This is a genomic window from Halomonas huangheensis (genome assembly GCF_001431725.1).
In the GTDB taxonomy this organism is placed as follows: domain Bacteria; phylum Pseudomonadota; class Gammaproteobacteria; order Pseudomonadales; family Halomonadaceae; genus Halomonas; species Halomonas huangheensis.
The window spans coordinates 3858543-3880342 of the sequence record NZ_CP013106.1; the positions used below are offsets into that span (position 1 = coordinate 3858543).

12 protein-coding genes are annotated in these 21800 nt (G+C 59.4%); 11 read left to right on the forward strand and 1 reads right to left on the reverse strand.

All coding sequences use genetic code 11. The features are described 5' to 3' along the window. Position 1 precedes the first annotated feature (1 nt). The 11 genes from AR456_RS16685 (at position 2) to cysN (ending at position 21520) form a co-directional block, all read left to right on the forward strand. Positions 2 to 1255, forward strand: a complete 1254-nt coding sequence (locus AR456_RS16685) for a capsule biosynthesis protein (RefSeq protein ID WP_021818190.1) — start codon at positions 2 to 4, stop codon at positions 1253 to 1255. Continuing rightward, a complete protein-coding gene (locus AR456_RS16690; RefSeq protein WP_021818189.1) occupies positions 1234 to 2007 on the forward strand; it encodes an SDR family NAD(P)-dependent oxidoreductase in 774 nt (257 codons plus the stop codon). The genes AR456_RS16685 and AR456_RS16690 overlap by 22 nt, the downstream gene beginning before the upstream one ends. Next, positions 2004 to 3734: an LTA synthase family protein gene (locus tag AR456_RS16695; RefSeq protein ID WP_021818188.1), complete on the forward strand. Its 1731-nt coding sequence runs from the start codon at positions 2004 to 2006 to the stop codon at positions 3732 to 3734. The genes AR456_RS16690 and AR456_RS16695 overlap by 4 nt, the downstream gene beginning before the upstream one ends. Beyond that, on the forward strand, positions 3731 to 11389 hold the full coding sequence (locus AR456_RS16700) for a type I polyketide synthase (protein WP_021818187.1): 7659 nt from the start codon (positions 3731 to 3733) through the stop codon (positions 11387 to 11389). The genes AR456_RS16695 and AR456_RS16700 overlap by 4 nt, the downstream gene beginning before the upstream one ends. Next, positions 11386 to 12702 (forward strand): aminotransferase class I/II-fold pyridoxal phosphate-dependent enzyme, encoded by a 1317-nt coding sequence (locus tag AR456_RS16705; protein WP_021818186.1) that lies wholly within the window; start codon positions 11386 to 11388, stop codon positions 12700 to 12702. Before AR456_RS16700 ends, AR456_RS16705 begins: the two co-directional genes overlap by 4 nt. A gap of 1049 nt (positions 12703 to 13751) precedes the next feature. Beyond that, on the forward strand, positions 13752 to 15242 hold the full coding sequence (locus AR456_RS16710) for a hypothetical protein (protein WP_021818185.1): 1491 nt from the start codon (positions 13752 to 13754) through the stop codon (positions 15240 to 15242). A 156-nt stretch (positions 15243 to 15398) separates the two neighbouring features. Beyond that, entirely contained in the window at positions 15399 to 17111 is a 1713-nt protein-coding gene (locus tag AR456_RS16715) for an SLC13 family permease (RefSeq protein WP_335337917.1), read from the forward strand. 55 nt (positions 17112 to 17166) lie between these two features. Further along, positions 17167 to 18006 (forward strand): 3'(2'),5'-bisphosphate nucleotidase CysQ, encoded by an 840-nt coding sequence (gene cysQ, locus AR456_RS16720; RefSeq protein WP_021818183.1) that lies wholly within the window; start codon positions 17167 to 17169, stop codon positions 18004 to 18006. Between the two features lie 214 nt (positions 18007 to 18220). Continuing rightward, positions 18221 to 19135 (forward strand): sulfate adenylyltransferase subunit CysD, encoded by a 915-nt coding sequence (gene cysD / locus AR456_RS16725; RefSeq protein ID WP_021818182.1) that lies wholly within the window; start codon positions 18221 to 18223, stop codon positions 19133 to 19135. A gap of 63 nt (positions 19136 to 19198) precedes the next feature. Then, positions 19199 to 19552: a four helix bundle protein gene (locus AR456_RS16730; protein ID WP_021818181.1), complete on the forward strand. Its 354-nt coding sequence runs from the start codon at positions 19199 to 19201 to the stop codon at positions 19550 to 19552. Positions 19553 to 19603: 51 nt separating this feature from the next. After that, a complete protein-coding gene (gene cysN / locus AR456_RS16735) occupies positions 19604 to 21520 on the forward strand; it encodes a sulfate adenylyltransferase subunit CysN (protein ID WP_021818180.1) in 1917 nt (638 codons plus the stop codon). On the opposite strand, the gene AR456_RS21345 is transcribed toward cysN, so the two are convergent. Continuing rightward, positions 21496 to 21777 (reverse strand): hypothetical protein, encoded by a 282-nt coding sequence (locus tag AR456_RS21345; protein ID WP_155829200.1) that lies wholly within the window; start codon positions 21775 to 21777, stop codon positions 21496 to 21498. The genes cysN and AR456_RS21345 overlap by 25 nt on opposite strands. Between the last annotated feature and the right edge of the window lie 23 nt (positions 21778 to 21800).

The following is a 21800-nucleotide window of genomic DNA, read 5'->3' on the forward strand; positions in this document are numbered from 1 at the left end:
CATGATGCTGTCTCACCGCACCTTTCTCGCTCTTCAGGGCCCCTGTTCGCCGTTCTCTGCCGCCCTGTGTCGAGCGCTGCAGAATCAGGGGCACCGCGTACTGACGCTCAGTTTCAACGCCGGAGACCTGCTCTACCGGGCAGGCCAGCACCAGCGCCTGTTCCGTCAGTCGGCCGATGAGTTAAACGAGTTTCTCGGCGACCTCTACGAGCGGGAGAACATTACCGACCAGCTGCTGTTCGGCGACCAACGCCCCGTGCACCGTCCCGCTGCGGCTCTGGCACCTGCCTTTGGTGTGCGTACTCATGTGTTCGAGGAAGGCTATCTGCGTCCCTACTGGATTACGCTCGAACCGGAGGGCGTCAATGCGCAATCCCGACTGCCACGGCGGAGGGATTGGTACCACGAGGCCTACGCCCGGCTGGGGCCAGCCCCAACGCCACGCCAGTTCCGCAGTGCGTTCTGGAAACGTGCCACTCATGACGTGGTCTACCATGTTGCGGGACTGGCCAACCCACTGCTGGCACCGCAATACCGCAACCACGCGCCGATTACCGCGCCCCGGGAGTACAGCGGCTACATCAGACGCTTCACACTCCTGAAGTGGCACAAGCCGCGCGATGCCAGGCTGATCGAGACACTGCTGGCCGCGGGCGGTCGCTACTTCGTCCTGCCGCTGCAACTCAACGGCGACGCCCAGATTCTGCGGCATTCGTCGTTCCGTGATATGAGCGATGTCATCAAGCGGGCGATGACCTCCTTCGCCCAGCACGCTCCTGCTGACACGCAACTGGTGATCAAGAACCATCCGCTGGATATGGGACTGGTGCCATATCGTCGCCAGATTCGCCAACTCGCCAGCCACCTCGATATCGAGAACCGCGTTGTCTACCTCGAGAGCGGAGATCTCAACCTGCTGCTGTCTCGAGCCGAGGGTATGGTCACCGTCAACAGTACCAGCGGCATCGTTGCTCTCGAGCAAGGTCTGCCGACCCTGGCGCTGGGAGATGCCATTTATGCCTTCGACGGCCTCGCCCGAGGTGCAGGTCTCGATGATTTCTGGCACGATCCACAGCCGCCCTGCCCGAAGCTGGTGACTGCCTTTCGCCATACTCTGGCCCACACCGTTCAGGTCAATGGCGGCTTCTACTGCCAGCCGGCCATTCGCATGGCGGTGGACAACTGTCTGCCGCGGCTCAATGCCGACGTCACACCACTCGAGGACCTGCTTGCATGGCTACCCCACGCCGCCTGATTCTGATAACTGGCGCTACCGGGGCTATTGGAGGTGCTCTGGCACGGCGCTATGCCGCTGAAGGCGCCGCGCTGATCCTGCATGGGCGGCAAACCGACGTCCTCGATCAACTGGCCGATCACTGCACCCAACTGGGCGCAGGCAGTGTTGTCTGCGACCAGACAGACCTCACCGATGACACCCAGCTGCGCCAATGGCTCGATGCACTCGAACACTGCCCTGATGTCGCCATTCTCAGCGCGGGCATGAACCTCGGGGTGACCCACTCTACCCAGCTTGAAGCAGAGCATCAGGCTCGTCAGCTGTTCGATATCAATCTGTGGGTGCCGATGCAGATGACCCGCCTGCTGGCGCCTCGCATGCAAGCTCGTGGCAGCGGTCAACTGGTTTACCTGAGTTCACTGGCCGCCTGGTTCGGCTTGCCGGTCACCCCCAGCTACAGCGCCAGCAAGGCAGGAATAAAGGCCTGGGGCGAATCGATGCGCGGCATCCTCGCACCGCATGGAGTCGGCGTCAGCGTGATCATGCCCGGCTATGTCGATTCCGCCATGGCTCGCGCCATGCCTGGCCCCAAGCCCTTCCAGTGGATTCCCGAACGCGCGGCGGCCACCATCCACAACGCCATCGAACACAACCGCGCCAGATGCAGCTTCCCGTTTCCGCTGAACTTCGGCAGCTGGTGGTTGGCGGTATTGCCCGCTGCAATTTCCCAGCGGCTGGTGGCCTGGTGCGGCTATGGGGTACGTAAGTGATCCTGCTGCTTGTCATCCCGGCTACCCTGAGCCTGGTTCTCAGTCTGGTCTGCGAGCGCCTGCTCCAGCCGCTACCAGCGCCAATGCGTCAGCGCTCCGCTGCGACACTCGGCATCCATATCGGTAGCTGGCTGGTGCTGTACGCCCTCGCCCTGCTGGTATTACAACGCGGCTGGTTGAGCGCAGGTCTGCTGAACGTTCTTCACCTGGTGCTGATCCAGTCCTGCCGCAGCAAGTGGTCGAGCCTCAAGGAGCCATTTCTGGTTCAGGATTTCGAGTACTTTCTCGATGCCATCCGTCATCCGCGCCTTTATGTACCGTTCTTCGGCCTGGGCCTGGCGATCGCCGCCAGCACTTCCGGAGCTGCCGCCTTCCTCGCCTTTCTGTGGTGGGAGCCCTCACTGATGACGGTTGAGGGCGTTTCGAGCTGGCTGTTGAGTGTCGCGAATATCGCCGCCGCTGGCGTCCTGCTGTTGGGAGTGTCACTGGCTCGTCGACCATCCATCTGTCTGCACCCCGAAGATGATCTCTATCGTCACGGTTTGATCAGTTACTTCTGGGCCTACGGCCTGCACCCGACGGCACCGATCGATCCAACGCTGGTGCCTGAATGCTTTCGCTTGCCGCAACTGTCTTCAACACCGGCTTCTGCTTCTGCTTCTGCTTCTGCAACTGCAACTGCAACGCCAGCGGCACTGCCACATATCGTAATTGTGCAGAGCGAAGCATTTTTCGACCCACGTGAGTGGCAAACGGGCCTGCCCCGAGAACTAATGCCAAACTGGGATAGCATGAAGCGACAAGGCATCGCTTCAGGACCACTGACAGTGCCGGTCTGGGGCGCCAACACCGTACGCAGCGAGGCAGCCTTTCTCACCGGCATCGACAATGCGGCACTGGGGATGCACCGCTTCACACCGTACCGTCCGCTGGCGAAACAACCACTCCCCAGCCTTGTGTCAGCGCTGAAACAGATCGGCTATCGCTGTGTTACCGTGCACCCCTATCCCGCTTCGTTCTATGACCGAGCACGCGTCATGCCGGTACTGGGCTTCGACGAGTTCATTGATATCAAGGATTTCGATGCGTCCGACCGCGATGGGCAATACATCAGCGATAGCGCAGTGGCACGCAAGGTGCATGCCCTGCTTGAACAAAGTACTGAGGAACCCTTGATGGTGTTCGCTATCACCATGGAAAACCACGGGCCTCTCCACCTCGAAGCAGCAGCCTCGGAGTGGCGAGATCGCCTTCCGCACGACACCGAGCAGCAGCTCGCATCCCAGGATGCCGACATGCTCGCGGTGTACCTGCGACACCTGCACAATGCCGACAGTATGCTCGGCGAGTTACGCCACAGCCTGAATGCACAGGCTCGTCACGGGCTATTGTGCTGGTATGGTGACCATGTCCCGATCATGGAAGGCGCCTACGCCACCCTTGGTGAGCCTTCCGGCGAAACCCAGTACCTACTGTGGAGCACACTTGCTGCTTCCGACCCCATAGCGGTTTCCGATCCCATAGCGGCTTTCGATCCAGTAGCGGCTTTCGATCAAGTAGCGGCTTGCGATCCAGTAGAAGCCAGGACGACGCCCATGAATATCGCGGGACTGGCAGAACGTTTATGGCAGGATCTTGCACGATTTCAACCATTGCGAGAGCAAACCGAGCGCAGGGCAGCATACGGTACGCCGCAACAAGGTAATGAGTTACAGGAGCAGCAATGACAAGGCGTGTCGCGATCATTGGAGCCGCACATAGGCTCCCCGAAATCGATGGTGAGACATTCTGGGAAAGTCTGAGCAACGGCTCCGACCTGGTAACAGAAGTGGCCCCCGACCGCTGGGACCACGACCTCTATCGCCACCCTGATCGCCAGCACCCCGGCACCAGCGTGACCTTTGCCGCTGGTAGTCTGGGCGATATCAGTGGCTTCGATGCCAGCTTCTTCGGTATTTCACCACGCGAGGCCATGCACATGGACCCCCAGCAGCGCCTGCTGCTGGAACTCGCCTGGGAAGCCACCGAGCACGCGGGGGTTCCCGCACCACAACTCCGTGGCTCCCGCTGTGGTGTCTACGTCGGCCTGTCCAGCCTCGACTATGCCTATCGCCATGCCGATGATCTGGCCGTCCTCGACAGTCCTTCCGCTACCGGCAACACCTCGAGCATTGCTGCCAATCGCATCTCCTATGTGTTCGACCTGAAGGGGCCGAGCATGGCGATAGATACCGCCTGCTCGTCCTCATTGGTCGCCTTTCACCAGGCATGTCAGGCGATCCGTGCTGGTGAGTGCGATACCGCTCTCACCGGTGGCATCAGTCTGCACCTGCACCCCTTCGGATTCATTGTCTTTACCAAGGCCAGCATGTTGTCGGCCAACGGCCGCTGCCGGGTCTTCGATGAATCAGGTGACGGCTATGCCCGTTCCGAAGGTGCCGGTCTGTTCATGCTCAAGGACTACGACCAGGCACTGGCCGATGGCAACCGCATTCTGGCCGTCGTCGCCGGCACCGCCGTCAACACCGATGGCCACAAGTCCGGTTTGACCGTGCCCAACTCTAATGCACAGATCGAGCTGTTGCGTCAGGCGTATGCCGATGCCGATATCAGCATCGATGCCATTGATTACCTTGAAGCACACGGTACCGGCACCGCTGTCGGCGATCCGATCGAAACCTATGCCATCGGCGAAGCACTCGGGAAACAACGCTCACGCCCGCTGCCGATTGGTTCGGTGAAGAGCAACATCGGTCACCTGGAAACCGCGTCCGGCGTTGCCGGGTTGTGCAAGGCGCTATACAGCCTGATGCACCGGGAAGTACCAGCCACCATCGGCATCAGTCGCGTGAATCCGCGCATCAAGACCGATGAGTGGAATCTGGATATTGTTACCGAGGCGCGCAAACTTCCCGAACAGGGCCCGTTGACCGTCGGCATCAACTCCTTCGGTTTCGGCGGAGTCAACGCCCACGTCATCCTGCAATCACCGCCATTGCCGGCCGAGTCCTCTCCGCTCGAGGCAGCTGCAGCTGCAGATTCAGATACAACTGCAACACCACCTCACTCGCTGCCCCTGCGACTGTCTGCCCACTGCCAACAAGGGCTGCGCGCCCAGGCAGAACGGTTGGCCAATCGACTGGAGCAAGGTGACGAACCGCTCTACGACATCGCCTACGCGCTGGAAACCACCCGCGCCCCACTGAAACACGGCGCTGTGGTGTTCAGCACGGACCGGGATCAGGCCAGCCAGGCGTTGCGCGCCTTTGCCAAAGGCAGCAAGGGCAAGGACAGCAAGGGCAAGGACAGCAAGGGCAAGGTAAACGTGGCCACCGCCAATTACCTACCCGATGCCAGTGGTCCGGCCTTCATCTACTCCGGCAACGGCTGCCAATGGGAAACCATGGGTAGCGCCCTGCTCGATCACTGCCCGGTGTTCAGCGCCACCATCGACCAGATCGATGAACTGTTTCGCCAGCAGAGTGACTTCTCTCTGCGCGCTGAACTGCTCGGCGAGAATGGTAGCGAACGCCTGGCGCGCACGGAAATCGCCCAGCCCACACTATTCGCCCTTCAGGTGGCGATGACCCAGTCACTGCGCAGCTGGGGCATCACCCCCAGCGCCGTCGCCGGACACAGCGTTGGCGAAGTGGCTGCCGCCTGGGCCTGTGGCGCTCTGACGCTGGAAGATGCCGTCACGGTCATTACCCAACGCAGTCATTTCCAGGGGCTGACCAAAGGCCTGGGCGTCATGACCGCAGTCGTGCTGGATGCCGACAGCACTCGCCAGTGGCTGGACGACCCTCGCTTCGCAGATATCGCTCTCGCCGGCGACAACAGCGTGCGGGGCGTGACGCTTGCAGGCCCGGAACCCTCCATTGAGCTACTCGAGGAATGTCTCTCCGAGCAGCAGGTGGCCTGCTTCCGCCTGCCGCTGGACTATGCCTTCCACAGCAGTGCCATGGAGCCACTGGAGAAGGACATCCTGTCGGTGTTGGCGAATATCTCGCCGCGCACTCCGCAGATTCCGTTCTACTCCACCGTCACCGGGGACCTCGCTGACTCACTGCCGCTGGATGCACGCTACTGGTGGGACAATATTCGCCAGCCCGTGCGCTTCACCGAGACCATGGCGCATCTGCTCGCAAGCGGTTGCAACGTACTGGTCGAGATCGGTGCCCATCCGATTCTCAAGCGCTATATCCAGGACGCCCAGCGCGATCAGGAGCAAACCGGTACCGTCATTACCTCACTGCAACGTGAAGGTGACAATGTCCAGGACTTCCAACAGTGCCTTGGACAACTGTGGCTCAGCGGTATTGCGGTGGATCACAGCAAGGTATTCCCTGTTGCCGGCCGCTTTGCCGAATTGCCGCCGTATGCCTGGCAACGCCAGTCATTCTGGATCCCGACAAGCCAGCACTCCTGGGGGCTGCTCGATCGTCACCTGGAGCATCCGCTGCTTGGCTATCGCATGCGCGTGCTCGAGGCTTGCTGGCAAAACCAGCTCGATATTCAACGCCTGCCCTGGCTGGCCGATCATGTGGTCGGCAATGCGCCGATCTTCCCGGGTGCCGGGTATGTGGAGATGGCCATTGCGGCGGCCATCCATCAACACGACAGCCCTGTGGTCGAGATCGAGTCCCTCGAGATTCTCGCGCCACTGATGCTCGATGGCCCGCATGGTCGACAGACAAGACTGATCCTCGACCAACATCAGGGACATATCCGCATCGAGTCGCGTGACACCCAGGAGGGCGGTGAATGGCATGCCAATGCTCGGGCCCGCCTGCTGAGCGAGAGCCTCGGTACTCAGCTGCAACGTTCTGCTCCTGTCATCCCGGAGCGCGCTGCTGATATCAGCCGTGAACAGCACTTCGCGCTGGCCAGCCGTATCGGTCTGGACTACGGTCCGGCCTTCCAGGCACTGGAAGGTACCTGGCGTGACGGCGACACCATCATCGGCAGGCTAAGCGCCACTGAGCGCCCGGAAGACAAGCTGCAGCACCTGTCTCCCGGTCGCCTCGATAGCGCTTTCCAGCTATTCCTGCCATTGCTGGCCGACAGTCTGGTCGCCGAGGCCGGTTTTGCCTTCGTACCGGTGCGTGTGGATCGCCTGCAACTGCGTACCACCGCAGGGCTTCCAGTGCTCGCGGTTGCCTCGATGCGTAAGCGTTCACCGCACTCCTTCACCGCCGATTTCAGCCTGTTCGACGCCGATGGACAGTGTGTCGCCCACCTCGCGGCCACGCGCTTCCGTCTGGTGCGCCTCAAGCAGACCCGCAAGGACAGCCTGAGCCAGGTCCAGAATGTGCTGGTACCGGCTCCCCATCCTCAGGCGGAACCGTTGCAGATTCTCGATGGCTTCGACGCTGCCATCACACAACTCGGGAAGGTGGTCGCACAGGCGACACAATCCCGCTATGGCGAGGAGCTGGGCCCACTGCTGGACCGACTCAGCGACGCCTTTGCTCGTCAGGCATTGACCGAGCTCGGACATGGTCCTCGGCTCGAGCGTGAAGCGTTGGATGCCTGGCTCAGCCGACATCCGGGCAGCGCGCCTCAGTGGCATCAACTGATGGCTCAGTTGGAAGGCGCCGGCAGCCTGATCGCCGACGATGATGGCTGGAGCTTCGCAGACGATGACAACGTCAGCACCAGCGACATCTGGCAACTGCTGATCGGTGAATACCCGGAAGCTCTGCCGCTGATCCAGCGCGTTGGTCGCCATGGACTGCACCTGACCGAGTTGCTGCAGGACAGGTGTGATGCGCAAGCAGTGGGGCTTTCGCGCGAACGGCTGACGGCACTGGTGGCCTATACCCTCAGTGATCAAGGGTGGGCAGCTCTCGGCCAGCATCTGCGGACGGCATTACACACGCAGATCGACAACCTTCCGCAAGGACAACGACTGGCGGTCATCGAGGCCGGCATTGCCGCCCCCAGAATCAGCGAGTGGCTGAGTGACTGTGTCGATGCGGACCACCTCGATCTCACGCTGTTGCCTGGCGATGAGGACGGACTACAGCGCGCTACCCGCCTCAAGGAGCAACAGCCGCTGATTCAGGTCGTGAGACCTGGCAGCGAAGCCCTTGTCGAGACTCGCGCACAACTGGCGATACTCTCGCTCAGCCCGGTCAGTCGTACCGCCGCACGTCAGCAGTTGACGCAGTTGACGGAACTGCTGCAGCCCGGCGCCCGCCTATTGGTGCTCTACAGCCCCTTGAGTCATTGGTGGGATAGCCTGTGCTCGACACCGGGAACAGGCCTCGAACATGAGGACAGCTGCGAGACTCAAGACGTCGAGCAATTGCTCAGCCGCTACAGCCAGAACGTGCAGCGCATGCCACTGGAACAGGGTGAGCAAGGCATGCAGCTGTATACACTGCAGCTGGAATCCCTGGGCAGTGTGGTTCAGGAGGACAGTACCTCACTCGATGCCCCGCGCTCCGATCAATCAGAAAGTGGCGCGGACAGTCACTATCTGCTGATCCACTGCGATGCTCCCAACGCACAGCCTCATCTCGCGGCACTACAGTCTTCTCTCGCTGCGCTACAGTCTTCTCTCGCGGCCCGGGGGCTATCCGCCGAGCAGATCAGCGCTGATGCGCTGGAAAGTCTTGATCTGGCAGCAATCGCTCCCGATAGCCAGCGGTTGCACCTGGTCGATCTGACGCTGCTGGATTCATCCAGTGACGAGATCGAGCGCTGTACTCGCCTGGCCGGCTGGGTCGCGCGGCTCGAAGGTCTCGAACGTCAGCACCGCTTGTGGGTCATGACCGGTTCGGTGGCCTCCATGTTCCAGGCCAGCGACGATGGTGCAGCGGCTGTCCTCCCATCGGCGGATAGTGCCAGTTGGGGCTTCATGCGTTCGATGGCCAATGAGTTGCCACATAGCCATATCACGCTCGTCGATACTCCCATCGATGCTTTTGCCAATACCCAGGCCAATACCCCGGTCAATAGTACGGAAAACGTCGATAGCGAATGGCCAGCAGCGCTGCTGGATGCTGTGACAACCGAGCTTCAGCACCCCACCAGTGAAACCGAGCTGATCTACGACACGGCGGGACGACGCTTTGCCGTACGCTTGCGCGAGGCTCAGCAGCAAGACGCCACCAGCCCTGGACAATCCGGCGATGGTGTCTCGGCGATGACTCGGCAGCTGGCAGTCAGCCTGCCCGGACAGCTTCGCCATCTCGAATGGCGCGATGTACCGCTGGCCGACCTCGATAGCGATTCGGTACAGGTCGATGTTCAGGCCACGGGGCTCAATTTCCGTGACGTGATGTACACCCTCGGTCTGCTGTCCGACGAGGCCATCGAAGACGGCTTCGCAGGAGCGAGTCTCGGCCTGGAGTTCGCCGGTATCGTCAAGCAGGTCGGCAACAACGTCAGCGACCTGCAACCCGGCGACCATGTGGTCGGCTTCGGCCCCAGCAGTTTCAGTGATCAGGTGATCGCCCCGCGCACCGCTGTCACCAGGCTTCCAGAGGGTGTGGGTCTCGCCGCCGCGGCGACCATACCCACCACCTTCTTTACCGTGTACTACGCGCTCAAGCACCTCGCCCAGCTGCAACCAGGGGAACGAGTGTTGATTCATGGTGCAGCAGGAGGCGTGGGCATCGCCGCCATTCAGGTGGCTCGCTGGCTGGGTGCGAGTGTCCTTGCCACTGTAGGCAGCGAGGAAAAGGCCGACTTCCTGCGTTTGTATGGCGTGGAGCACATCTATCACTCCCGCCACCTCACTTTCGCCGAGGAGATCCTCAACGACACCGATGGTCAGGGCGTCGACGTGGTGTTGAACTCGTTGGCTGGAGAAGCGATTGCCCAGAACCTTCGGGTACTGGCACCCTTCGGGCGTTTCCTGGAGCTGGGCAAGCGTGATTTCTACGAGAACACGCCAATGGGGTTGCGGCCGTTCCGCCACAACCTCAGCTACTTCGGCATCGACTCCGACCAGATCATGAAGGCCAGGCCGGAGCTGACCACCCGACTGTTCCGCGAAATGATGGCGTTGTTCGAAGATGGCACCCTGCATCCTCTGCCCTACAGTGCTTTCGCCCAGCACCGTGTAGTGGAAGCGTTCCGTCATATGCAGCAGGCACGTCAGATCGGCAAGCTGGTGGTAACGCGCGGCACTCCAGATGCGCCAGCGCCGGTAACCTCTGCGTCGCTCACACCAGCACCGAATGAACCTCTGGCGCTCGAGCGTGATGGCACCTACCTCGTCACCGGAGGCCTGTCCGGGTTCGGTCTGCGCACCGCTGAATGGCTGGCCGAGCGTGGCGCGGGCCACCTGCTGCTGCTCGGGCGCCGTGGCCCTTCGACCGACGAAGCCTGCACCGCTATCGAGCGTCTGCAGCAGTCAGGCTGTCAGGTGACGGCACTGGCCTGCGACATTACCGACCGCGCCGCACTGGCTGATGCCCTTGCACTCTGCGGTACCTCTCTGCCGACGCTACGTGGTGTGGTGCACGCGGCCACCGTCATCGACGATGGCCTGATTCGCCACCTCGACCGCGAGCGCATTGAGCGCGTGTTGGTTCCCAAGATTCAGGGTGCACGTAACCTTCACGAACTGACGCAGCACCAGCCACTCGACCTGTTCGTGCTCTATTCATCGGCCACCACGCTATTCGGCAATCCGGGGCAGGCCAGCTATGTGGCCGCCAACTGTTGGCTGGAAGGCCTCGCCGCATCCCGCCGACAGCAGGGCCTTCCCGCGACCTGCGTCTGCTGGGGTGCCATTGAGGACGTTGGTTTCCTGGCGCGTAACCCACGCACTCTGGAAGCGTTGCAGGAGCGGCTGGGTGGCGCTGCGCTGACATCCAGTGAGGCGCTGGTAGTGCTGGAGCGCCTGATTCTATCGGGCGAGAGCCTGTCTGCGGTGCTGTCCCTCGACTGGCACAGCCTGGCACGCTTCCTGCCGACGGATCAGAGTCCACGTTTCCGTGAGCTTGCCGCTCAGGCCGGCGAATCCCATGAGCGACAGGAACACAGTAGCGAGCTGCTGGCAGAGCTCATGGCACTCCCCGCGGAGGACATGCACAAGACTCTGGTCTCGGTGTTGCGCGATGAATTGGCGACCATTCTGCTGATCGACCCCGAGCAGATCGATGCTCAACAGTCGGTCTACGAACTGGGCTTCGACTCGCTGATGGGTGTCGAACTGATGACAGCCATCGACTCCCGTCTGAATATTCAGCTACCGGTGATGGTGATGAGTGAGGCGACCAGTCTCGACAAGCTGGCCCAGGTACTGGTGCGCAAGCTGACTCAGGAAGGAGGCGGAGAAGAGGATGACTCTCTGCTGGCGCTGGCCAGCGCCCATGGAAGTAAAGAGGCCATTACGGGACTCTCAGAGGAATCGACATCATGAGCGTCCAGAATCGTCAGCAACTGAAACGACAGCTACTTGAACGCAGCTCGCAGCGTCAATCGAGGTCGCCGAGCTCGTCAAAACGCTCTTCGGACAATAGTGGAGACAAGGCGTCACTGACCCGTTTCGACACCCTTCCCCAGTATCAGCAGATCACCATGATTCGGGAAGGCGCCCAGCAGCTGGGGCTCGATGATCCATTCTTCCGTCCCCACGAAGGTGTTGCCGGCGCCATCACCCGCATCGGTGGCCGCGAACTCATCAACTACTCCAGCTACAACTATCTGGGGCTGGTGGGCGACGAGCGCATCAACGCGGCGGCGACCGATGCAATGGCTACCTACGGCACGACAGTATCGGCAAGCCGTATCGTCTCCGGAGAACGGCCCATCCATCGCCAACTGGAGCGAGCCATCGCCGACAGTTACGGCTGTGATGATGCCGTCGCGTTTGTCAGTGGTCACGCCACCAATGTCTCGACGCTAGGCGAGTTGATGGGGCCACGCGACTTGATCCTGCACGACGAGTGGATGCACAACAGCGCACTGGTCGGCGCTCAATTGTCTGGCGCCAAGCGCATCTCGTTCCCGCACAACGATACTGCCAGTCTGGCATCTCTGCTGGAACGGCACAGGGAGCAGTTCGAGCGCGTGATGATCGTCATCGAAGGGCTCTACAGCATGGATGGAGATGTTCCCGACCTGCACGCCTTCATTGATCTCAAGCGTCGTCATCAGTGCTGGTTGATGGTCGATGAAGCTCACTCCTTCGGCATTCTGGGCCAGAGGGGGCTGGGCCTCAGGGAACATGCTCAGGTAAATGCTTCCGACGTGGATATCTGGATGGGCACGCTCAGCAAGTCGTTAGCCAGTTGTGGTGGCTACATCACCGGCTGCCAGGCGCTGGTTGATACCCTGCGTTACCTGGCGCCCGGATTCCTGTACAGCGTCGGGCTGCCCCCGCAGGTAACCGCACCAGCGATCCGCGCGTTGGAAATCATGCACGAGGAACCAGAGCGCGTCGCACGCCTGCACAATATCTCCCGCTATTTCCTCGACAAGGCCAAGGCTATCGGGCTGGATACCGGCAACAGCATTGGGGTCGCGGTAGTACCCGTCATCACCGGCAGTTCCCTGAAAGCGGCAAGAGTCGCTCAGACGCTTTTTGCGTCCGGAATCAACGTGCAGCCGATCGTTTACCCAGCGGTACCGGAGAGAGCGGCGCGCTTGCGCTTTTTCCTGAGCAGCGAGCATCAGCAGGCTCAAGTCGATTACACCATGCAGCATCTGCAAAGCGCCATGCAGCAGTCTTGAGAGCGACGCTCTTGAAAACGATGGCCTTGAGAACGATGGCCTTGGGAACGATGCTCTTGAGAACGATAACCTTCAGCGGCATTTTCAACTCAGCACCTTCATCGGCGAAATGGCGAGTGGGTGCTGCGCTTATTTCGTGAGTTCAGGTCCGCGAGTTCAGGATGCCATGAATGCAGATCCACTCGATTCATTCTGCAAGTATTATCGATGTGCGCTCCAGACCAGCGGGTGTGTCATTCTACCCAGTAGCTTTTCAGGCCGATCCTGAACTTTTCAAACCGATCCTAAGAATAATTGTTTGATAAACACACGCTAGAGAAACGGCACAATATTCGTAGAATCGCATCTACCTGCAGCCAGCCCATCAACAGGAAGTGTTGTTGCACAACAAAAGAAACAATACTTTAACTTTTGAGCGCATAAGATCGGCTACACTGCAGGTCGCGCTAGCGAGATCGTCTAATGCAAGATGAGCTGAAGTTCAAGACTCAGCACTGATTGACATGCAGAAAGACCGCTGATGCCTTTTTTCGCGCGGGCATAACCGCATGATACAAAAGAAAAAACCTATAGCATCAAAAGAGGACATCATCTGTCACTGGTCAGGACGATGATGTGCCGAGCCAGGCCAAATAGTACAGAATGTGTCTCGGATAAGAGGCAAGAACGGTGACCGAACGAGTAACGTGCACCACCATGCTGACAGCAGAATCCCCAGCAGCAGGATACGGTTGGTAATAGCTCAGATACCATACGTACTTGTGGGTAACACTCGTGGGCAAAGTGTTGCACTTGCTCGTTGAGTCCGGCTACTCTAGCTTTGACATGATCAGTGAGTATGAGAAATCCAGGCCACTGATCCAATAATGCTTAGGGTCGTGTACAAGATCCGCGCATGAATATCTCAACACCCCCTCATGCACTTCTTATGTACAAGCCCTTTATGCACGAACCCTGCGTTGCAGGCAGGCACATCGGTTCATTCGCCTCAAGAAAACCAATACACCCCAACAAATGCAAGAAATGAGTGCAAGGGAGCACGAGCATATATGAACAAGGGAATCACTACTCTCGCTGGCATCGGAACCCTGGCCGCATCTGGCCTTGTTCAAGCCAACAGCGGAATCAGCCTCGATGAGCTGATCCAGGCTGGCCAGTCGATCTCGCGGATCCAGGACACTATCGATGGTGGACAGGGTTCATTGAACGAACCCAGCGGCACCATCACACTGAATGATGGTTCCAAGATGGTCATCAGTTCACCGGACGGAACCACTCCACTGCGTGACCAGCTCCGCAACAACAACGCCACTCTTCATTACAATGGCACCCCGGTTGCGGTGAGAACAAGCGCCAGCGCCCTGGACAACGTCTATGACAGTGATGCCATGGCAGACTTCGCCATTTCATCGACTGTTGAAGGTCGCCCAGTGGTGTTGAACTGGTCTGGCCAGCTCAGCGACATCACCAACTCGAGTACCTTCGATGCCACGCTGAATGGCCGTCCGGTGACACTGGTGCTGCCGGATGGTGCTGCACTGAATGACTTCAACAACAGCATGCCCGTCACCCTGCTCGACGAGGACGGCAACGTCCTGTTCGAGAACCGCACACTGGGCTCTCTCACTTTCGACGAAGCTGCTGAGCTGGCCGGTGAGCTTGGCGTTCTGGATGCGGATCGCTTGCTGCGTGGTGCGCAGAAGCAAGCCATGGCACAGAATTTCAATCCGATCGTACGCCAGATCGACCAGGCCATGTTCCCCTTCGATGAAGGTCAGTATGGTCGTGCCGATGGTGTCAATGTCTGGGCCTCCGCTGACATCAGCAATATCGATGGTGAAGCGATCAGCTTCGGCTACGATGGCGACAGCAAGAGCGCCATGCTGGGTGTCGACTACAAGGTCAATAACATTCTTGTTGGTATCGCAGCCGGCAATAATGAGATTCGCCTGAATAGCGCCTACGGTGGCGATTTCGACTTTGGCGGTGAAGTGATCGCCCCGTACGGTGCGGTATCCTTCCTTGATGGTGACCTGGTATTTGATGCCATCGTGACCTACCAGGATGTTGATGGTGCTCAGCACAACGACTACTTCTTCGAGCCTCTTGAGCTGGAAGGTGATCGCTGGGGTGTCAGAGGTTCAGGTACCTGGTTCATGCCGGAATTCAGCTCGATCAAGGCGGGCCTGACTCTGGGCGGTACCTACATGAAGGACGACATTGAAGGCACCTACCTCGGCACCACTGCCGACAATTATGGTGTTGAACTGGGCGAAATGTTCGGTGGCGTCAAATTCGGTTCCGAGTTCGGCACCGGCCGTGTTTATGGCAGCCTCCTGTATCACTATGACGTCACCAGCGAGGTCGACAGCAACATCGACTACCTCGATGACGATGATGACGGGCGTACCGTGTTCGAGATCGGCGCAGCGCATCGCCTCGGTCGCAATATGGACGTCAATATCGGTGCCAAGACGGTCCTCGGCAACAGCGATACCGAATACGACACCATCTACACCAGCCTGAACTACAGCTTCTGATTCTGTAGAATCCGCAACATCTTGGATAAACAGCGGCGACCCCTGGTGGGTCGCCGTTGATCGGAAGGGATTCCTCTTGTTGATTCTTGATCCTGTTGCCACATGACGTGGCAAGCTCTGTTTTCCCTACTCACGGTAATATCGGTGCTGGGTGCCATGGCATTCACTCGTATTGCCGCAGATGTCATCGTCATGACTGCCCTGACTGCTCTGGTGGTCTCCGGCATTCTGGCCCCCGGAGAAGCCCTTGCCGGCTTTGCCAATCCTGGGGTAATGACCATCGCCTGTCTCTACGTGGTAGCCGCTGGTCTCAAGGAAACCGGCGCCATCCAATGGCTGGCCCAACGCGTCCTTGGGCAGCCGCGATCGCTCAAGCTTGCGTTATTGCGCGTACTGTTACCCTCCTCAACCCTGAGCGCCTTCATGAACAACACCACGGTGGTGGCCATGTTCATACCGGCAATTCAGGATTGGGCCAATCGTCTCAAGCTGCCACCATCCAAGTTGCTGCTGCCGCTGAGTTACGCCGCCATTCTGGGTGGTACCTGCACATTGATCGGCACCAGCACCAACCTGGTGGTCGATGGGTTGCTGCAGAGCGAGAGAGGCGTAAACCTTGGTATGTTCGAACTCGCCTGGGTAGGCATTCCCATCAGCCTGATCGGGGGTACCTTTCTCTATCTGTTTGCCGGACGCCTGTTGCCCAACCGCCAGGGTGCGCTTGAGCAGCTTGAGCAGGCCCGGGAGTATGCCGTCGAAGTGGTGGTTTCCGCCAACGGGCCGCTGGTCGGTATGACCATCGCCGATGCCGGATTGCGTAACCTTGTGCACGGTTATCTTGCTGATATCGAGCGCCATTCACGCCTGCAGACCGCAGTTCCGCCGGATACCGAGCTTCAGGCTGGCGATATCCTGATCTTCATCGGCGCACCCGAGTGTGCCCGTGAGTTGCGCCATATCGATGGCCTGCGCCCCGCCAATGGCGATGTGCACAAGCTGGATATCGCTCACCATCGACGCTGCCTGGTAGAGGCGGTCATCGGCCCGGATTTCACAGGCCTGTATCAGACTGTGCGTCAGTCACGCTTCCGTTCTCGCTACCAGGCGGTGATCCTGTCGATCTCGCGTCAGGGGCGACGGATTCCCGGCAAGCTGGGCGCGATCGAGCTTGAGGTCGGCGACACCCTGCTGATGGAAACCGCGCAGGATTTCGTTGACCAATACCGTTATCGCAAGGACTTCCTGCTGGTCAGCGCCTTGAGCGACTCGACACCGCCCAACTTCAGCAAGACGCCCTGGGCGCTGAGTATCCTTGGCGGCCTGGTGGCGGCAAGCGCCAGCGGGCTGCTGTCAATCCTCGAAGCAGCACTGGTCGCAGCAGGCATGATGCTGGTGACACGCTGCCTGCCTGCAAGCAAGGCAAGACGCTACATCGACCTGTCAGTGCTGGTGGTCATCGCAGCGTCCTTTGCGCTGGGGGCCGCGATGACCAACACCGGTGCCGCCGATATGATTGCCGACACCATCATGCTGATCGATGGACTGTCTCCCTGGCTGGCACTGGCCCTGATCTATTTGATGACAGTGGTCTTCACCGAGCTGATTACCAACAATGCAGCGGCCGTCCTGATGTTTCCCATCGCCATGGCCATTGCCAATCGGCTGGGCGTCGATTACATGCCCTTTATCATCGTCATCATGGTCGCCGCATCTGCCAGTTTCATGACGCCACTCGGCTACCAGACCAATCTGATGGTCATGGGGCCAGGGGGATATCGCTTCACGGACTATCTCCGCCTTGGTGCCCCGCTGAGCATCATTGTCGGCGCGGTCGCCATCACCACCGTTCCGTTTATCTGGCCCTTCTGACGGCACCTCGTCAACGGCCAGGCCACTCATTGTTCAATCAATCCAGAGAGCCCCAATGAGCAGCTTCATAGAACCGATTCGTCAGCGCCTGATTGATGGCAGCCTCAATGCAGGCAAGGCCATTCTGGATATCTACAACAGTGAAATCCTGGTGGAAACCAAGGACGACGACAGTCCCTTGACCCAGGCAGATCTCAAATCCCATCAGACACTGGTGGCGATGCTTGAGGAACTGACCCCTGATGTACCGGTACTGTCGGAGGAGTCTGCCGCTGTCCCCTTCGCTGATCGTCGTCAATGGAATCGCTACTGGCTGATCGACCCGTTGGACGGGACCAAGGAGTTCATCAAGCGCAACGGCGAATTTACCGTCAATGTCGCCTTGATCGAGGACGGTGTGCCAGTCTTCGGCATCGTCCACGCTCCGGTGCTGGAGACCACCTGGATCGGGGAACACGGCCACGGCGCCTTCAAGATCACCGGCAATCAGCAGCAATCGATTCAGGTGCGCAAGCTACCCGACCCGAACCAGGAAGCGTGGAAGATTGTCGGCAGTCGTTCGCATGGATCGACTGAGTTCGAAGCATTCTGTGAGCGGCTTCCCGCCCATGAACGAGTGTCCATGGGCAGCTCGTTGAAGCTGTGTCTTGTCGCGGAAGGTAGCGCCGACCTCTACCCCCGCCTCGCCCCCACCTGCGAGTGGGATACGGCCGCAGCCCAGGCTGTGGTTACCGCCGCGGGTGGCGAAGTTCTCAACGCCCACACGCTCAAGCCGCTGCTGTGCAACCAGCAGGATAGTGTGCTCAACCCATTTTTCATCGTCTGTGGACAACAGCACCAGAACTGGACCGAAGCCCTGACCGATGCCTTGTCCGATTCGCTGGCCAATACATAGCGGTCAATACATAGGGGTCAATGCATAGGGGGCGATACATAGGGGCAATACATAGCGGCCAATGCATGTGGGTCAATGGATAGATCCGGGTGCAGGCATGAGCCAACCGTTGCCCAGCGCTGTTCTCGACCTGAAGAGCCATCAACATAACGATTCTTCAACATAACGATCCTTCAACATAACGATCCTTCAACATAACTACGGAAGTATGGATATGGATATTTCCCCTGAGCGTCAAACGCACCTCAAGCAGTTGGAAGCCGAGGCTATTCACATCATCCGTGAAGTGGCCGCAGAGTTCCGCAACCCGGTGATGATGTATTCCATCGGCAAGGACTCCTCGGTGATGCTGCATCTGGCCCGCAAGGCCTTCTATCCGGGAACACCGCCGTTCCCGCTGATGCACGTCAACACCACCTGGAAGTTCCGCGAGATGATCGAGTTCCGTGATCGCATGGCGGCCGAATCCGGAATGGAGTTGATCGAGCACATCAACACCGAAGGTGCTGAAGCCAACATCAACCCCTTCGATCACGGTAGCGCCAAGTACACCGACATCATGAAGACCCAGGCGTTGAAGCAGGCGCTGGACAAGTACGGCTTCGATGCGGCCTTCGGCGGCGCCCGTCGTGACGAGGAAGCCAGTCGTGCCAAGGAGCGCGTGTTCTCGTTCCGTGACAAGCACCACCGCTGGGAGCCCAAGAGCCAGCGTCCGGAGCTGTGGAACATCTACAACGCCAAGGTCAACAAGGGCGAGTCGATCCGCGTCTTCCCGCTGTCCAACTGGACTGAGCTGGATATCTGGCAGTACATCTACCTCGAATCCATCGCCATTGTCCCGCTGTACTACTCCGCCCCGCGTCCCGTGGTGGAACGTGACGGCATGGACATCATGGTCGACGATGACCGCATCCCGCTCGAGCCGGGCGAAAAGCCCGTCGAAAAATGGGTTCGCTTCCGTACCCTCGGCTGCTATCCGCTGACCGGTGCCGTCGAGTCGAAAGCCGCCACACTCCCGGAAATCATCCAGGAAATGCTGCTGACCCGCACCAGCGAGCGCAGCGGCCGCGCCATCGACCACGACCAGGCCGGCTCGATGGAAAAGAAAAAGCGCGAAGGGTATTTCTAACGCGCCGCGCGGCGCGTTGGAAAGCCGCGAGATGGAAGAGGGAAGTCAGAAGAGGGAAGATCGATGGACTTTGAGCGCTTGGACGTCTGGAAGCGATCGGCACGGTTGTCAGCTGGCTTGTACCAGCACTTTGCGGATTCCAGAGACTATGGCTTCAAGGACCAGATCACTCGTTCCGGCTTGTCTGTGCCCAGCAACATCCCTGAAGGCATGACCCGCCCCACCATCAAAGATCGCATCAGATTTCTTCATATCGCAAGAGGGTCCTGTGCCGAACTCAGGACGCAGATCTACATCGGTATGGAAATCGACTACATACATCGAGAGAAAGGGCTCCAATGGGTAGCAGAGACCAAGGAGATTGCCGCTATGTTGTCTGGCTTGATTCACAAGCAGTCTGACTTTGGCAAGTGCTGACCGGTTTTTCTTACCTCTTCGTTCTTCCTTCTTACTTCACAAGGTTTTGCTATGTCCCACCAATCAGCATTGATCTCTGAAGATATCGAACAGTATCTGAATGAGCACGAGAACAAGGACCTGCTGCGCTTCATCACCTGCGGCAGCGTGGATGACGGTAAGTCGACCTTGATCGGTCGTTTGCTGCACGATTCGAAGATGATCTACGAGGATCAGCTGGCAGCGATCACTCAGGCGTCGAAGACCAGCGGTACCACGGGTGAGGAAGTCGACCTCGCGCTGCTGGTCGATGGCCTGCAGTCCGAGCGGGAACAGGGCATCACCATCGATGTGGCCTACCGCTTCTTCTCGACCGACAAGCGCAAGTTCATCATCGCCGATACGCCGGGACACGAGCAGTACACCCGCAACATGGCCACCGGCGCCTCCACCGCCAGCCTGGCGATCATCCTGATCGACGCCCGTCATGGCGTGCAGACACAAACGCGTCGTCACAGCTTCATCGCCGATCTGCTGGGCATCCAGCACCTGGTGGTCGCGGTCAACAAGATGGACCTGGTCGAGCACTCCCAGCAGCGTTTCGACGAGATCGTCGAGGAATACAAGGAAATTTCCGACCGCCTGAATGCGCCGGATATCCAGTTTGTTCCGATGTCGGCCCTGAAGGGCGACAACGTGGTCAACCGCAGCGAATCCATGAGCTGGTATGACGGCCCGACATTGCTGGAAGTGCTGGAGACGGTCGAGATCACTCACGACCAGAACCTGCGTGACCTGCGTCTGCCGGTACAGTACGTCAATCGTCCGAACCTGGATTTCCGTGGCTACTGCGGCACCCTGGCAGCGGGCGTTCTGACGCCAGGCCAGACCGTGCGTGCTCTGCCGTCAGGCAAGACCTCCACCGTCGAACGCATCGTGACCTTCGATGGCGACCTCGAGGTGGCCTATCCTGGCCAGGCGATCACTGTGACACTCGCCGACGAGATCGACGTGTCGCGCGGTGACTGGTTCGTCGCCGAAAACGATGAAGTCCCCATCGCCAGTACCTACGAAGCGGATATCGTGTGGATGCACGAGACGGCCATGGAGACTGGCAAGCTCTACGACCTCAAGCTTGCCACTCGGGACATGGCGGGCAAGATCACTGCCATCAATTACCAGGTCGACGTCAACAACCTTGAGCAGCGCCATGCGGACCACCTCGACCTCAACGCCATTGCGCGCTGTCAGGTCGAACTGACCGCTCCGGTGCCGGTTGATGATTACCGCAGCAGCCCGGGTACCGGCAGCTTCATCATCATCGACCGTCTGACCAACATCACCGTTGGCGCCGGCATGATTCACCAGCCGCTGGACAGCGAACTGCCGTACGAGTACCGCGAGCACAGCAGCAAGGCCAATGTGGTATGGAACCGCACCAGCGTGACCCAGGACATGCGCGAGCGGATCAATGGGCACCAGGGCAAGTGCGTGTGGTTCACCGGCTACTCCGGTTCAGGCAAGTCGACCCTCGCCAACGCGCTGGAAGCTGAGCTCAACCGCCGTGGTTATCACACCATGCTGCTGGATGGTGACAACATCCGTCATGGCCTGTGCAAGGACCTCGGCATGAGCGAAGCTGATCGTGCCGAGAACATTCGCCGCGTGGGCGAAGTCGCTCGTCTGTTCGCCGAAGCCGGTGTGATCGTGATCACCGCGTTCATCTCACCGTTCCGCTCCGACCGCGAGACCGCGCGTGAGCTGTTCAGCGATGGCACCTTCGTGGAAGCCTACGTGGATACGCCGCTGGATATCTGTGAACAGCGCGATCCCAAGGGCCTCTACCAGAAGGCACGTGAAGGCCGCATCAGCGACTTCACTGGCATCAACAGCCCCTACGAGCCGCCCCAGGCACCAGAGGCAGTACTCAAGACCACCGAGTACACTCAGCAGGAACTGGTTGCTCAGCTGGTGAAAGCCTGCCTGTAATGAGCCTGTAATCGGTAAGGCTGTCTCAACCAGGACGTCGCAAGCGCCCCGTCAGCGGGGCGCTTCTCGTTGCAGGAGAGTCTTCTCTCTGCTGCTTTCTGTTTTCTGTCTTCCTTCTTCCCTCTCTCTTCTTCCTTCTTCCTTCTTCCTTCTTCCTTCTCTCTTCTTCCTTCTTCCCTCTCTTCTCCCTTCTTCCCTCTTCTTCCCCCCACCGATTCACTTTCACTACATTTATTTACCCGAAGTCGCGAACTCATCCACAGCAGATTGACTCCAAGCT

Coding starts and splice junctions, on each gene's coding strand:
- AR456_RS16700 (WP_021818187.1), top strand. CDS start 3,731: ATGACAAGGCGTGTCGCGATCATTGGAGCCGCACATAGGCTCCCCGAA.
- AR456_RS16705 (WP_021818186.1), top strand. CDS start 11,386: ATGAGCGTCCAGAATCGTCAGCAACTGAAACGACAGCTACTTGAACGC.
- AR456_RS16715 (WP_335337917.1), top strand. CDS start 15,399: ATGGCATTCACTCGTATTGCCGCAGATGTCATCGTCATGACTGCCCTG.
- AR456_RS16710 (WP_021818185.1), top strand. CDS start 13,752: ATGAACAAGGGAATCACTACTCTCGCTGGCATCGGAACCCTGGCCGCA.
- AR456_RS16685 (WP_021818190.1), top strand. CDS start 2: ATGATGCTGTCTCACCGCACCTTTCTCGCTCTTCAGGGCCCCTGTTCG.
- cysD (WP_021818182.1), top strand. CDS start 18,221: ATGGATATTTCCCCTGAGCGTCAAACGCACCTCAAGCAGTTGGAAGCC.
- AR456_RS16690 (WP_021818189.1), top strand. CDS start 1,234: ATGGCTACCCCACGCCGCCTGATTCTGATAACTGGCGCTACCGGGGCT.
- AR456_RS16730 (WP_021818181.1), top strand. CDS start 19,199: ATGGACTTTGAGCGCTTGGACGTCTGGAAGCGATCGGCACGGTTGTCA.
- cysQ (WP_021818183.1), top strand. CDS start 17,167: ATGAGCAGCTTCATAGAACCGATTCGTCAGCGCCTGATTGATGGCAGC.
- cysN (WP_021818180.1), top strand. CDS start 19,604: ATGTCCCACCAATCAGCATTGATCTCTGAAGATATCGAACAGTATCTG.
- AR456_RS21345 (WP_155829200.1), bottom strand. CDS start 21,777: ATGAGTTCGCGACTTCGGGTAAATAAATGTAGTGAAAGTGAATCGGTG.